General features: G+C 39.8%; 13 protein-coding genes. 12 read left to right on the top strand and 1 reads right to left on the bottom strand.

Features of this window, described 5'->3' with window-relative positions:
- The first annotated feature begins 141 nt into the window (after nucleotides 1-141).
- From ACYQ4S_RS02035 to ACYQ4S_RS02025, 3 genes are all read left to right on the top strand, one after another.
- Entirely contained in the window at nucleotides 142-1,626 is a 1,485-nt protein-coding gene (locus ACYQ4S_RS02035) for an IS1182 family transposase (protein ID WP_459769033.1), read from the top strand.
- A gap of 196 nt (nucleotides 1,627-1,822) precedes the next feature.
- Nucleotides 1,823-2,026, top strand: a complete 204-nt coding sequence (locus ACYQ4S_RS02030; protein ID WP_459769031.1) for a GNAT family N-acetyltransferase — start codon at nucleotides 1,823-1,825, stop codon at nucleotides 2,024-2,026.
- A 40-nt stretch (nucleotides 2,027-2,066) separates the two neighbouring features.
- Entirely contained in the window at nucleotides 2,067-3,509 is a 1,443-nt protein-coding gene (locus ACYQ4S_RS02025) for a cryptochrome/photolyase family protein (RefSeq protein ID WP_459769029.1), read from the top strand.
- 80 nt (nucleotides 3,510-3,589) lie between these two features.
- On the opposite strand, the gene ACYQ4S_RS02020 is transcribed toward ACYQ4S_RS02025, so the two are convergent.
- Nucleotides 3,590-4,342: a CPBP family intramembrane glutamic endopeptidase gene (locus tag ACYQ4S_RS02020; RefSeq protein WP_459769028.1), complete on the bottom strand. Its 753-nt coding sequence runs from the start codon at nucleotides 4,340-4,342 to the stop codon at nucleotides 3,590-3,592.
- Between the two features lie 221 nt (nucleotides 4,343-4,563).
- Between ACYQ4S_RS02020 and ACYQ4S_RS02015 the strand changes: the two genes are divergently transcribed.
- The 9 genes from ACYQ4S_RS02015 (at nucleotide 4,564) to ACYQ4S_RS01975 (ending at nucleotide 13,937) form a co-directional block, all read left to right on the top strand.
- The gene (locus tag ACYQ4S_RS02015; protein WP_459769026.1) at nucleotides 4,564-5,529 is read left to right on the top strand and encodes a LacI family DNA-binding transcriptional regulator; all 966 of its coding nucleotides are present in this window, start codon (nucleotides 4,564-4,566) and stop codon (nucleotides 5,527-5,529) included.
- A gap of 15 nt (nucleotides 5,530-5,544) precedes the next feature.
- The gene (gene rbsK / locus ACYQ4S_RS02010; RefSeq protein WP_459769024.1) at nucleotides 5,545-6,459 is read left to right on the top strand and encodes a ribokinase; all 915 of its coding nucleotides are present in this window, start codon (nucleotides 5,545-5,547) and stop codon (nucleotides 6,457-6,459) included.
- Complete coding sequence (gene rbsD / locus ACYQ4S_RS02005) at nucleotides 6,434-6,835, top strand: D-ribose pyranase (protein WP_459769022.1); 402 nt, start codon at nucleotides 6,434-6,436, stop codon at nucleotides 6,833-6,835. The genes rbsK and rbsD overlap by 26 nt, the downstream gene beginning before the upstream one ends.
- 12 nt (nucleotides 6,836-6,847) lie before the next feature.
- Nucleotides 6,848-8,329, top strand: coding sequence for a sugar ABC transporter ATP-binding protein (locus ACYQ4S_RS02000; RefSeq protein ID WP_459769020.1), 1,482 nt, complete (start codon nucleotides 6,848-6,850; stop codon nucleotides 8,327-8,329).
- A complete protein-coding gene (locus ACYQ4S_RS01995) occupies nucleotides 8,329-9,300 on the top strand; it encodes an ABC transporter permease subunit (RefSeq protein ID WP_459769018.1) in 972 nt (323 codons plus the stop codon). The genes ACYQ4S_RS02000 and ACYQ4S_RS01995 overlap by 1 nt, the downstream gene beginning before the upstream one ends.
- Before the next feature lie 15 nt (nucleotides 9,301-9,315).
- The gene (locus ACYQ4S_RS01990) at nucleotides 9,316-10,251 is read left to right on the top strand and encodes a D-ribose ABC transporter substrate-binding protein (RefSeq protein WP_346024236.1); all 936 of its coding nucleotides are present in this window, start codon (nucleotides 9,316-9,318) and stop codon (nucleotides 10,249-10,251) included.
- Between the two features lie 367 nt (nucleotides 10,252-10,618).
- The gene (locus tag ACYQ4S_RS01985; RefSeq protein WP_459769016.1) at nucleotides 10,619-11,194 is read left to right on the top strand and encodes a restriction endonuclease subunit S domain-containing protein; all 576 of its coding nucleotides are present in this window, start codon (nucleotides 10,619-10,621) and stop codon (nucleotides 11,192-11,194) included.
- A gap of 14 nt (nucleotides 11,195-11,208) precedes the next feature.
- Complete coding sequence (locus ACYQ4S_RS01980; RefSeq protein WP_459769014.1) at nucleotides 11,209-12,735, top strand: type I restriction-modification system subunit M; 1,527 nt, start codon at nucleotides 11,209-11,211, stop codon at nucleotides 12,733-12,735.
- A gap of 8 nt (nucleotides 12,736-12,743) precedes the next feature.
- Nucleotides 12,744-13,937, top strand: coding sequence for a restriction endonuclease subunit S (locus ACYQ4S_RS01975; protein WP_459769012.1), 1,194 nt, complete (start codon nucleotides 12,744-12,746; stop codon nucleotides 13,935-13,937).
- The last annotated feature ends 24 nt before the right edge of the window (nucleotides 13,938-13,961 follow it).

Below are 13,961 nucleotides of genomic sequence, written 5' to 3'. Positions count from 1 at the left end.
GTATGATATTTTGACAAAAAGAACCCTCCGATTTTTTGAGGGTGCTGAAAAACCTCTATTCTACCTATGATTTCGATAGATAGAATAGGGGGTTTTTAGTATAATATATGTAAGCGTTACGAAAATGAAGGAGTGTTGAGAATGTTGTCTTCACAAGAACAGCTACTATTAAGTCCTCATATGGATTTATATGATAAATTAATTCCAAAAGACCATTTATTAAGACAATTAAACGAACTCGTTGATTTCTCTTTTATTTACGAAGAACTATCTGATAAATATTGCCAAAAAAATGGTCGTCCAGCTGAAAGTCCGATAAAAATGTTTAAATACCTTCTGTTGAAGGTTATTTACGATTTATCTGATAGAGATTTAGTTGAACGTGCTAAATATGATTTATCATTCAAATATTTTTTAGGCCTTATCCCTGAAGATGAGGTTATTCATTCGACAGCCCTCACTAAGTTTCGAACACTTCGTCTAAAGGATATAAATCTATTAGATTTTCTCATTAATAAGACCGTTGAAATTGCCTTAGGCAATGATTTAATCGATTCCCGTAGTTTAATCGTTGATGCGACCCATACTTTATCAAAATATTCTGCACGAAAACCTCAAGAGGTTCTTCATGAACGTGCGAAGCAGTTGCGGAAATCTGTTTATCAAATAAATGAATCGATGAAAACTGAATTTCCCAAACGAAATGATAGAGATGATTTAGAGGCAGAAATTGATTATTGTCAAGATTTAATCGAAGTCGTGGAAACCAATGATATCCTTATGAATTATCCTAAAGTGAAAGAAAAAGTCAATATTTTAAAAGAGAATATCGAAGATGACATTAATCATTTAAATTCCTTAGGAAAAGACGAGGCAAAGATTGGCTATAAATCAGCCGCCGATTCTTTTTTAGGCTATAAAACTCATCTTGCTATAACGGATGAGCGAATCATCACAGCTGCGACAATAACGACTGGTGAAAAATCAGACGGTAAGGAATTAGAAACTTTAATTAACAAAACCGTTGATCAAGGACTTATTATTGAAGAAGTCATTGCGGACGCTGCCTATTCTGGAAAAGATAATATTAAAATGGCTCACAAAGAAAATATTCATTTAATAGCCAAATTAAATCCAATTGTGAGTGAAGGTACACGCAAAGGACATAAAGAGTTTGAATTTAATAAGGATGCCGAAATGGTTGTTTGTCCGGCAGGACATCAAGCCACACGTAAAGCAAGAACTGGCAGAAAAAACACAAATAAAAATCAATGTATGACCTATTATTTTGATATCGAAAAGTGTAGGCAGTGTCCACTAAAAAAAGGGTGTTATAAGAACACAAAAGAAAAAACCTATTCTATTACTTTAAAAAGCCAGGAACATCAGTACCAGATGAAGTTTGAACAAACTGAATACTTCAAAAAACGTTCTAAACAACGATATAAAATTGAAGCAAAAAATAACGAGTTGAAGAACCGTCATGGATATAAAGTGGCGAAATCATCTGGTTTATTTGGCATGGATATACAAGGAGCCACTACGCTCTTCGTGGTGAATATGAAGCGAATAATTAAGCTCAAGAGCGAGAATGAAGAAAAATTAATAGAAAACAAACAAAAATAATCAGTGCTACCTGTGTAAATGCCTTGAAATTTACCAGATAATCACTGATTATTTATTTTACCCATTTATAGACCTTAAAAAGGGTTTCTTTTTCAGCACCCTCGATTTTTTGAAGGGTTCTTTTTGTCTATCGCCTCAAAGACCGGCTATAATAAGGTTGTAGAAATACTAGTAAAAAATTAAAGGAAACTAAATCATGACTTTGATTAGAGAACTGACTCATGAGTATTTTGAAAACGCTTGTCAGTTAAATGTTTACTCTTTTCATTTCAAGGAAACGGAAGACAGTAAGGAAAGACTATTCAATGAACTTGCTTATGGTCAGGTTTTGGGGTCGTTCTCTGATGATCGGCTGACCAGCGTTTTGATTATTTTTCCAACTGACAGTAGACTATGTTAAACTAAAAAATAACAATTTGAATTTAACAGGAGGAGTAGAGATGACCTCAGTCATGTGGTTTAGAAGAGATTTACGACTGGAAGACAATACAGCGCTGAAACACGCCTTTGAAGAATCGGATCAGCTTATCCTGCTTTTTCATGTTAATCCAGAACAGTTTCTGAAAGATGGCGCGACAAACCAAGTCAGCTTTTTTAATAGTGTAAAGATACTTGAGGCATCAATTGAAGAACAAGGTGGAAAGTTACATATACTATTTGGTGAGATTGAAGACTGTTTTAAGAAGCTGAAAGAAACGTTCCCTGACTGGTCAGATGTGTTTATTAACAGAGACGAAAAAGGTTATGGACTGCAGAGAGATAAAAAGATGGCCCAGTTTTTCAAGGAACATGACATCAAAGCACATGGATTCTTTGACCACCATATCCATTATGCTACTGAAATAAAAACAAAGTCAGATACCCTATACAAAGTATTTACCCCTTACTTCAGACAGTGGAAAGAAATAGGGAAGCCTGATCCGGTGACCGTTGATTTTCAGAAAGATAAACTGGTTTCATCATCTGAATTTAATGATCATCACGAGCGGTTCCAAAAATTCTACGATAAACAAGTTGAGATAAACAGTCAGTCCAAGGTTGAAGAGCTGGAACAGGGAAACAAAGCCGCTCACCAGAAACTCGACGACTTCATCGAAGAGAAACTGAGTGAGTATAAGGAAGCACGAGATTATCCTTTGAAGGATGGCACGAGTCGAATGTCTCACCATTTAAGGGCTGGAGAAATATCGGCACGTACAGTCTATTCAAAAATAAAGGCAGCGCCTGACTCAAAAGGAAAAGAAACCTTTATTCAGGAACTGGCCTGGCGTGATTTCTACAACATGGTCTACTATGCCTACCCTGATCAGAAAGAAAAAGAAGTGGATGAAAACTTCAGCAGGGTAGAGTGGGACAACAATGAAGAGAATTTCGAAAGATGGAAAGAAGGCAGAACAGGGTTTCCAATCGTGGATGCGGCTATGCGTCAGCTTAAGCATAAAGGGTGGATGCATAATCGACTGAGAATGATTACAGCCTCATTTCTGACAAAAGACTTGCTGATTGACTGGCGATGGGGAGAGAAATACTTTCAGACCCGTCTGGTAGATTATGATCCCTGCAGTAATATCGGAGGCTGGCAGTGGGCTGCATCAACCGGAACAGACGGTGTGCCCTACTTCAGGATTTTTAATCCGACAACTCAGTCCGAACGCTTTGATAAGAAGGGAGATTTTATCCGACTGTATGTCCCGGAACTGAAAGCCATCGACACTAAAAAAATACACGAACCCTCAACACTTACAAAAGAAGAACAGGAAGAATTTGGAGTCATTATTGGTGAAGATTATCCTGAGCCGATCGTTAACCATAAGCGAAGCAGAGAACTGGCTATTCAGGCCTATGAAGAAAGCAAGAAGAAGGTCCTGGGTGAACATGATTAAATAATAAATAATAAATGAAAAAAAGACAGCTCCCTTAAAAGAAGAGCTGTCTTTTAAATGTCGTGAAAACCGTATTTATTTTAAAGTGTGATCAGGACAAGAAAGCCGATAAGGTTATTGATAAAGTGGAAGAAAATAGCGGCTTCGACTGAACGGGTTCGCTTAGCTGCATAGCCGAACAGCAGACCCATACCGACATAAGTATATACAGCCACTATTGATGTGGGAACATGGACAAGTCCGAACAATACAGACGTAATGATCAGAGTCAACCAGCTGACGTCATTGTGTTCTTTGCGGAAAAAGATAATTCCTCGGAAGAGCCATTCCTCAACAAGTGGAGCGGCGATCACTATAGTTATGAACAGCATCCATGTCGGTGTGTCAGTTGCCATCGCTTCAATCGCTTCCTGATTGATAAGTAGACCATCTCCAACAATGTACTCGAGAACTGATCCACCAATATTGAACAATACATATCCAACTGGTATATACCAGGCAAGAAACTTCCAGTCTTCACCAGTTAGACCAGGAAGGATTGTCCATTCGCTTCGGGACAGGCGTTTCCTGTTCATCAGTGGGATTTTTTTCGCATAAATAATGATGACCGACAGGACGAGACCTCCTGCAAAAGCAATGAAGGTCATGACCCCTTCCAGCTGTACGAATGACTGAAGCAGTTCCTCCTGTGACAGATGAGCGTTCATTAAACCGAAAACAAGACCGAACAAAATGGAGATAATGAAAGGGAAAATAATAGGTGAGACCAGCCACATCAGAATCTGATCGCTGATTTTCGTTCTTCTTAATGGAAATCCTTGTAAAAATCGCAATAGTAGTCCTCCTAAGTATGATATGTGTTTCAGTATAACAGACAGCCGGCATTAATTGGGAATCATCTGAATTTATATCGACTCACATTTTTATAGACTAGGAAACAGCATGCTGAATAGTCAGGCACAAGAAAAATAAAAAGAAAAGCGTTTTCTATTGACAAAACAAAATGAGATGTTAAACTAAATGTGTAATCGGTTACAGATTGAGGGTGAGAAAAATGGTAACGATCAAACAAGTAGCAGAATATGCAGGCGTATCCGTTGCAACAGTCTCCAGGACTTTAAATGACAGCGGATACGTAGGTAAAGAATCCAGAAAAAAAGTGGAAGAAGCGATCAAAGTATTGGGGTACTATCCTAATGAGGTGGCGCGTTCACTTTATCAGAAAAGCTCCAAGATGATCGGTCTGCTATTGCCCGATATCTCTAACCCGTACTTTCCACTGCTGGCAAAAGGGGTAGAAGACTATGCACAGCAGAATGGCTATATGGTCATATTAGGAAATGTGGAAGACAACGCAGATAAAGAAGACAGGTATGTCAAATTTTTCTCTCAATATAATATCAGTGGCATACTGTCCGCTGCATCAGGAAAAAGAAAGAACAACAACCGTGTCCCATATGTCCTTCTTGACAGAGCATTGGAGGAAGAAAACTACTCCATTTCAACGGATGATCGACTTGGCGGGAAGCTGGCAGGTCAAGCTGTCCTCGAATCAAGAGGGAAAAATATCATCGTCATGGCTGGCCCAAGACATGTTTCAGGAGCTAACGACCGTCTGTCCGGTGCATTGTCAGTTCTAAACGCTGCAGGGGCGAGTTACAGAGTATTTGAAACAGAAACCTTTCAAGTGGACAAGGCAGAAGAAACAGCGCAGAAGCTCTTTAATACATTCAAGTCTTTCGACAGTGTCATTGCGAGTAATGATGTGTTTGCTCTGGCAGGAATGAAAGAAGCGATCAAACGGAAACACAGGATACCAGAAGATATTCAGATAATCGGCTATGATGACATGCTTTTCAGCAGACTGATGTATCCAGGGCTGACCACCATAGCTCAGCCTGCATATGAAGTTGGCTTTAAAGGAGCCAAGATGCTCGTCGATCTGATTGAGAAGAAAGTAATCATCGATAAGATAGTGAAATTGCAGCCTGAGCTGATCAGAAGAGATTCATTAAGATAGAAGGAGATAGATCGTATGGCACAGATAACAGTAATAGGTAGTATATCAATTGATTTTGTAGTAGAAACAAAAAAACTCCCGATGATGGGAGAGACAGTAGAGGGAGAAGTATTCAGAACCAGCTTTGGCGGGAAAGGCGCCAACCAGGCCGTTGCAAGTGCCCGTTTAGGTGCTGAAACGACTATGCTTGGAGCAGTTGGCAAAGACCCATTTGGAAGCGAATTACTTAAGAACCTTGAAGAAAATGGCGTAGATGCAGACAATGTGGAACGGGTTACACACTCATCGGGGTCAGCTTTCATAACGCTTGTTGATGGAGATAATTCAATCATATATGTTCCAGGTGCAAACGGGGCCTATATGCCAGAGATGCTCGACCGAGTCATTGAAGAAGAAAAAGTCTTTCAGAATAGTGATCTGGTACTGGTTCAAAACGAAACGCCAGTCGATACCGTCGAGCATCTGATCAGACGATGCAACGAGATAGGAATTCCTTTGCTTCTGAATCCTGCCCCGGCCCGGGAATTACATTCGTCACTTATTGACCAGGTCACGTTCCTGACCCCTAACGAAACCGAATGTTCAGTCCTCTTTCCGGGAGAAGATATTGAAACTGTGCTCGCAAAGTATCCGAATAAATTGATTGTTACCTTGGGTAGCAGTGGAGCGGTTTATCATGATGGACAGGGGATTCAACGCATTCCATCGATAAAAGTAGAACAGGTTGTAGATACCACAGGAGCAGGGGACACCTTCAACGGAGCATTTGCCTTTGCTTATGCATCCGGATTGGCCCTTCATGACAGCATCCGATTCGGGAATATAGCAGCTGGGCTGTCGATTCAGAAAGCTGGTGCTCAGAGGGGAGCACCAATATTAGAACAGATGAAGGAGCATGAGGACTTTGAAAAAGAATGGAATTTTAAATAGCGAAATAAGTAAAGTGCTGGCCGATTTAGGACACACGGATGAACTAATCATTGCCGACTGCGGCCTGCCGATACCTTATGGGGTCAAAAAAATCGATCTTGCATTGACGTTGGGCACTCCTGGATTTATGGATGTGATGAATGCAGTCGTAAACGATATGAAAGTTGAACACATTATACTTGCTGAAGAAATCAGGGAAAAGAATCAGGCGGTCCACGAGCAAATCATAAGTAGGATAGAGCAGGAAGGAACGGAGTCTTCTTATCTGACACACGAAGCGTTTAAGAAGCGGTCAGCCCAGGCAAAAGCGATTATCAGGACAGGAGAAATCACCCCTTACGCAAACGTGATTTTACAGGCAGGCGTACTTTTTTAGGAGGGAATTATCGTGCAAGTAGAAATGAAAGGGATCACAAAAGCTTTCGGTGAAAACAAGGTGCTTAAAGGGGTAGACTACAGCCTTCACTCCGGAGAGGTTCATGCCTTGATGGGAGAAAATGGTGCAGGTAAATCGACGCTCATGAACATTCTGACAGGTCTGCACAAAAAAGATAGTGGAGAAGTGCTTATAAATGATGAAGAAAGAGTATACGCCAACCCGAAAGAAGCGGAAAAAAATGGTGTGAGTTTTATCCACCAGGAAATGATTACCTGGCCGGACATGACAGTACTTGAAAATATGTTTATGGGGAAAGAAATCAGAAATAAACTAGGTTGGGTTCAGACAAGAGAAATGGAGAAGAAAGCTGAATCAGTTTTCAGTGAACTAGGTATCGATATTTCTTTTGACCGAACGATGAAAACGCTAAGTGTCGGACAGCAGCAGCTGGTTGAAATCGCCAAGACACTTTTGAACGATGCAGAAGTGATCATCATGGACGAACCTACAGCCGCATTGACTGACAGAGAGATCCGTACGCTGTTCAAGATCATCAGACAGCTTCAGAAGAAGGACGTGGCTCTGGTCTACATTTCGCACCGTATGGAAGAGATTTTTGAAATAAGTGATCGCGTAACGGTCATGAGAGACGGGGTATCCATTAGTACGAAAGCTACAAAGGACACCAGCTATGACGAAATCGTCAGACACATGGTTGGTCGGGATCTGGAAGACTATTATCCTGAAATGGATAATGCTCAAGGAGAAGCGGTACTTGAAGTGCGCAACCTAACTCACCTCCCAGATTACGAGGACATCTCCTTTAAATTACATTCGGGAGAAATACTTGGCTTTTCCGGACTAATGGGTGCCGGGCGGACAGAAATCATGAGAGGGATTTTTGGGATAGACAAAATTGACAGTGGAGATATTTACCTTGATGGTGAGAAAATCGACATCAGCACACCAAATGATGCAGTTAAGAGAGGCATAGGATTCCTTACAGAAGACAGGAAGTCTGAGGGGCTGATCCTTGATTTCTCAGTTAGAGATAATATCAGTATGACTGCCTTCGAGGAATTCTCGAAAGGAGGCTGGATCAATGACAAGGAAGAAGAAGAGTTTGTCGATCTGCTGATTAAGAGACTGACGGTAAAAACTGCTCATATGGAACTGCCGGTAGGCGCACTTTCCGGAGGGAATCAGCAGAAAGTGGTTCTGGCTAAATGGATCGGAGCCGGTTCACGTGTACTGATACTTGATGAACCGACTAGAGGTGTAGACGTCGGAGCCAAACGTGAAATCTATATTTTAATGAAAGAACTGGCGGAACGCGGTGTCGGAATTATTATGGTTTCAAGCGATCTGCCGGAAGTAATCGGCGTCAGCAATCGCGTACTCGTCATCCACGAAGGAACTATTTCAGGAGAATTGAAGCGTGAGGAATTATCCGAAGAACGCATCATGACTCTGGCTACAGGAGGAGGATAATGGAAACTAAAAATGCAGCAGTAACAAGAAAAAAGGAAAGACGGAGTGACCTGTACCGGAAACTGGGTCCGCTGATTGCGCTGATCGTACTGATGCTTATCGTAACAGTACTGAATGTCAACTTTATCAGGCCGGCAAATCTGCTTAACTTGTTAAGACAGGTATCGGTCAATGCACTAATTGCCTTTGGTATGACATTTGTCATTATCACTGGAGGAATCGACTTGTCAGTTGGGTCGACCTTGGCTTTGTCCAGTGCACTGACAGCCGGGATCATTTCCATCGGTGTCCCACCAGTTCTCGCGATAGTAACCGGACTGCTTATTGGAGCATTCCTCGGCATGATCAATGGGCTGCTCATAACTAAAGGGAATGTGGCACCATTTATTGGAACGCTGGCAACAATGACTATATATAGAGGATTGACTCTCGTTTACACAGAAGGAAACCCGATTACAGGGTTCGGCGGCGGATTTGCCTTCCAGTTCTTCGGTAGAGGATACCTGTTCGGCATTCCTTTCCCTGTCATCATCACAACAGCTGCCTTCATTATCCTATTCGTCATTCTTCACAAGATGACATTCGGGCGTAAGACATTTGCTATCGGAGGAAATGAGCAGGCAGCATACATTGCCGGGATCAAATCAGATCGTGTAAAAACTATGGTTTATGCGATTTCAGGAATGATGTCAGCCCTGGCTGGACTGATTCTGACTTCACGTCTGAATTCAGCTCAACCAACGGCAGGAACAGCTTATGAACTGGATGCTATTGCGGCAGTCGTTATTGGGGGAACAAGTCTGGCAGGTGGAAAAGGACGGATCGTAGGCACACTGATTGGTGCACTGATTATCGGAACATTGAATAACGGATTGAACTTGCTGGGGGTTTCAAGTTTTTATCAGCAAGTGGTTCGAGGGATCGTCATCATCATTGCGGTACTATTGGATAGAAAAAATAAGAAAACATAAAATGGAGGAATTACAATGAAAAAACTTATCGGATTACTCTCACTATCAGCAGTTCTGGCACTAAGTGCATGTGGAGCAGCCACACTTGAAGGAGACCAGGCAGGAGATAACGGGGAAGTGGAAGAACTGGCGGCTGAAGACATTACCATCGGTCTTTCAATCTCAACGTTGAACAATCCTTTCTTCGGAGATCTGCAGCGGGGCGTGGTTGAAGCAGCTGAAGAGAACGGATCAACTGTCCGTTCTGTAGACGCACAAGATGATACAGCAACTCAGATCAATGGCATCGATGACCTCATTCAGCAAGGTGTGGATATTTTACTGATCAACCCTGTAGACTCTGATGCGATTACACCAGCCATCGAGTCAGCCAATTCTGCGGGGATTCCTGTCATTACAATCGACCGTTCCAGTGAAGGCGGAGATGTTCTGACGTTCATCGCTTCAGATAACATAGAAGGTGGCGAAATGGCGGCTGAATTTATCATTGATCTTGTGGGTGAAGATGCTGATGTTGTACAGCTTGAAGGCGTTCCTGGCGCATCTGCGACTAACGAACGTGGAGAAGGATTCATGAACGTGGCTAATGACCGTCTGAACGTTGTGGAAAGCCAGTCAGCAAACTTCAACAGATCTGAAGGTCTGACTGTAATGGAAAATATTATCCAGTCCTATTCAGATATCGAAGCCGTTTTTGCTCAAAACGATGAAATGGCTCTAGGTGCGTTAGAAGCACTGGAAGCAGCCGGTATGACTGATGTCATTGTCGTCGGATTCGATGGAAACGATGATGCGCTGGCAGAAATCGAAGCTGGTCGACTGGACGCAACTATTGCACAGCAACCTTATGAAATGGGAACGATTGCTGTAGATACTGTCTACGACTACTTCTCAGGCGGAACGATCGATGAAGAAATCGGCGCACCACTTGAACTGATCAGCGCGGAATAAAGAAAGTTAGAAAGGTATGAATAAGTGTCCGTTCCATTTAGGGACGGGCATTTTTATCGTTATTGCTGAAGTCCTGTTTTGTTGAATCAAAACTATAAGTCATTATTTAGGAAGTAGAGAAAATTAATATATGAGAGAACTATTGTTTAAGTAATACTGTTCAATTTGGATTAATATAGATAGTTGACTATTTTAAATAATTTTTAATTTGTAAGGATGAACAGGTAATAATTTAATGTCGAGCATGATTTTTGTAATTACTGTGATTATGTAAAGGGTAAAAATAAGAGAAAGTACTTGCAAATTATTTTATTTTGTTTTATCTTGTATATAACAAAAAAACAAACCATTAGACTCGAGGTGTGAAATGAAGTTAGATGAAATTGGGGATATAAAATTGGGAATAGCATTGAATCGAAAAAAAGCAGAGATTGATTCGAACATTAAAGAACGCTATTCAGTAGTTTCGGTAAAAAATGTTAATGAAGAAGGATATTTTAATAATGAATCGTTCGACATATTTCTAAGTACTGAGAGCTTATCTCAAAGGTATTTTGCTCAAACAGGAGATATCCTCATGAGACTCACTGACCCCAATACTGCAGTTTACGTAAGTCAAGAGCAAGATGGCTTACTTATTCCTTCGTATTTTGTCCAAATCAAAATTTATGATAAACGCTATCTCCCAGAGTATGTTGCCTGGTATTTAAATAGCGAACAGACTAAACGTGAATTACGAAAAGTCCAATCAGGCACTCGTGTGACAAGCACAAGTAAAAAAGTACTGGGCACATTAGAGATAAAAGAGTTACCTGTTGATAAACAGCAAAAACTCATAGAAATGACTCAACTGCATCAAAAAGAAAAAATGTTATATAAAAGAATCATCAAAGAAAAAGAAAAACAGCTAGCTGCTGCGACAGCGAAAATAATGGCTGATTAAACGGAGGAAGACAAATGACTGAAAGAGTGACACAACAACAAATTAATAGTGTACTATGGCAAGCGGCGGATACATTTAGAGGGAAGATAGACTCAAGTATCTATAAAGATTATATTTTAACGATGCTATTTATGAAGTATATCAGTGATACATATAAAGAGCATCTGGGAGAATATACTAATCGTTATAATGGGGATGAGACACGCATAGAGAGAGCTCTTTCAAGAGAACGGTTCGTATTGGAAAAAGATGCAACATTCGATTATATATACAGCAAACGTAACGATCCGGCCATTGGAGAAATCATCAACAAAGCTTTGGAAAAAATTGAAAATGAAAATACTGGCAAGTTGCGCGGTGTATTCCGTAATATCGACTTTAACTCTGAAACAGTACTAGGTAAAACGAAAGACAGAAATGCAACACTTCGTACTTTACTTGAAGACTTCAACACCTTAACACTAAAACCGTCAGTGGTAGGACGAGAAGACGTTATTGGAGATTCCTATCAGTATATGATCGAACAGTTTGCATCGGATGCTGGGAAAAAAGGTGGAGAATTTTTCACGCCATCTATGTTATCTGAATTACTTGCACGACTTGTTCATCCTCAAGAGAATGACCGTATTTATGATCCGACGTGTGGATCAGGGTCATTACTAATTAAAGTAGCGAATCAAGTGCCGAATAAAAAGGTGCAAATTTACGGACAAGAACGAAATGGTCAGACTCATTCTCTTGCTATTATGAATATGTATCTGCATGGCATTGATGATGCGAAGCTAGAATGGGGCGATACCCTATCCAACCCTCTTCACTTGGAAGAGGACAAACTAATGAAGTTCCAGCGTATTGTAGCTAATCCACCATTTTCACTTGATAAATGGGCAGAAGGTTTTTCAGACGGTACAAATGGAAAAAAGTTTAAGATGGAAGCGTCACTCGACCCGTATCACCGATTCGATTGGGGTGTACCGCCAACCACTAAAGGAGATTATGCCTTCGTTCAGCACATGTTACATTCGTTAGCACTAGGAGGAACAATGGCCACTATTTTACCGCATGGTGTGTTGTTTAGAGGGTCAAGTGAAGGTAAAATACGTAAAGAAATTGTTGAGACTAACTTACTTGATGCTGTAATTGGTGTACCAGGTAATCTATTCTTCGGTGTCAGCATACCGGCAGTTGTCCTTGTCTTCAAAAAGAATAGAAATCGTGATGATGTGCTGTTTATTGATGCATCTGCCGATGAGTATTTTGAAAAAGGGAAGAATCAGAATAAATTACGTGAAGAAGATATTCAGCGAATCGTAGAAACGTATGATAAGTTCGAGACAATTGATAAATACTCTTATGTAGCTTCTAGGGATGAAATTAAGGAAAATGATTATAACTTAAATATCCCTAGATACGTGGATACCTTTGAAGAAGAAGAGCCTGTAGATATGGCAAAAGTAAAACAGAATATTAATGAGATTAAATCAGAAATTGCAGAAGTTGAAAAACAAATGCAAGCATATCTCGAAGAGTTAGGATTGTAGGTGATAATGTGATTGTAAATGAAAAAAATGCAAACAAGGTAACCAAAGTTGGAAATATTCCTTTAGACTGGTCTCTAGTGGAATTAGATGAGGTAGCAGAGGTTATTGATGGGGATAGATCTTCTCGTTATCCAAACCAAGATGATATTGTAAAACAAGGAGTCTTGTTTTTGAGTACTAAAAATATCAATGGTTCATACTTCTCATTTAATGAGAGAAGGTTTATCACTGAAGAAAAGTATAAAACGATTACCAAAGGTAAATTGAGGAAAAATGATTTAGTTATCACTATGAGAGGAAGTATTGGTAAAGTCGCTTTATTCAAGAGTGTAGAATTTGATAGAGCGTTAATAAACGCACAAATGTCTATTATTAGACCGGAAAAGATTAATAGTAAATATTTATGGATGGCGCTCAATTCAATTATTATGCCGAGACACTTGAGAATAATCACATCAGGTTCAGCTCAACCGCAACTTACAAAAAAAGATGTAAAAAAAATACCAATAATAGTACCATCCGAAAGAGAACAGAGTGAAATAGTTAATATTCTTTCTACTTGGGACAAAGCAATCGAACTAAAGCAGCAATTAATCGATTTGAAAAAAGAACAGAAAATAGGTTTAATGCAGAAGTTGTTGACAGAAAAAAATTTTATGATAGAACATCAATCGTATAGTAAGAAGTTAGGAGATATATGTAATATTTCTACGGGGGATAAAAATAACCAAGATAAAATTAAAGACGGCGAATACCCGTTCTTTGTTCGTTCTGAAAATATAGAAAAAATAAATACGTATTCTTATAACGGAGAAGCAATATTAATACCAGGTGATGGCAGAATTGGTCAAATATTTCATTATATTAATGGAAAGTTTGACTTTCATCAGAGAGTTTATAAGATTAGTGACTTTTCAGGAAATGTTAGTGGGAAATATATTTATTATTATTTAAATAAATTCTTTTTAAAACATGCTTTGAAGTTCTCAGCGAAGGCTACTGTAGACTCACTCAGAAGGCCTATGCTAACAGACTTCTGTATAGAATTACCTAGTCTTGAAAAACAGAACAAGATAGTAGAAATTTTGGATGTAGTTCAAAAACAAATTGATCTGCAAAATATAGAACTGAATGTGTTAAAAGAGCAAAAAAAAGGCCTCATGCAACAACTATTAACCGGAAAAACAAGAGTGAAGGTGTAAACCTTCCTCTTTTCTACATATATG

The sequence above is a fragment of the Alkalibacterium sp. s-m-28 genome, from assembly GCF_054658175.1.
The sequence above is the reverse complement of the archived record's forward strand: the minus strand, read 5'-3'. Positions and strand labels throughout refer to the sequence as shown.

Excerpts from the sequence above, each read along its gene's own strand:
- ACYQ4S_RS02035 (WP_459769033.1), top strand. The coding sequence starts at position 142 with ATGTTGTCTTCACAAGAACAGCTACTATTAAGTCCTCATATGGATTTA.
- ACYQ4S_RS02030 (WP_459769031.1), top strand. The coding sequence starts at position 1,823 with ATGACTTTGATTAGAGAACTGACTCATGAGTATTTTGAAAACGCTTGT.
- ACYQ4S_RS02025 (WP_459769029.1), top strand. The coding sequence starts at position 2,067 with ATGACCTCAGTCATGTGGTTTAGAAGAGATTTACGACTGGAAGACAAT.
- ACYQ4S_RS02015 (WP_459769026.1), top strand. The coding sequence starts at position 4,564 with ATGGTAACGATCAAACAAGTAGCAGAATATGCAGGCGTATCCGTTGCA.
- rbsK (WP_459769024.1), top strand. The coding sequence starts at position 5,545 with ATGGCACAGATAACAGTAATAGGTAGTATATCAATTGATTTTGTAGTA.
- ACYQ4S_RS01995 (WP_459769018.1), top strand. The coding sequence starts at position 8,329 with ATGGAAACTAAAAATGCAGCAGTAACAAGAAAAAAGGAAAGACGGAGT.
- ACYQ4S_RS01990 (WP_346024236.1), top strand. The coding sequence starts at position 9,316 with ATGAAAAAACTTATCGGATTACTCTCACTATCAGCAGTTCTGGCACTA.
- ACYQ4S_RS01985 (WP_459769016.1), top strand. The coding sequence starts at position 10,619 with ATGAAGTTAGATGAAATTGGGGATATAAAATTGGGAATAGCATTGAAT.
- ACYQ4S_RS01980 (WP_459769014.1), top strand. The coding sequence starts at position 11,209 with ATGACTGAAAGAGTGACACAACAACAAATTAATAGTGTACTATGGCAA.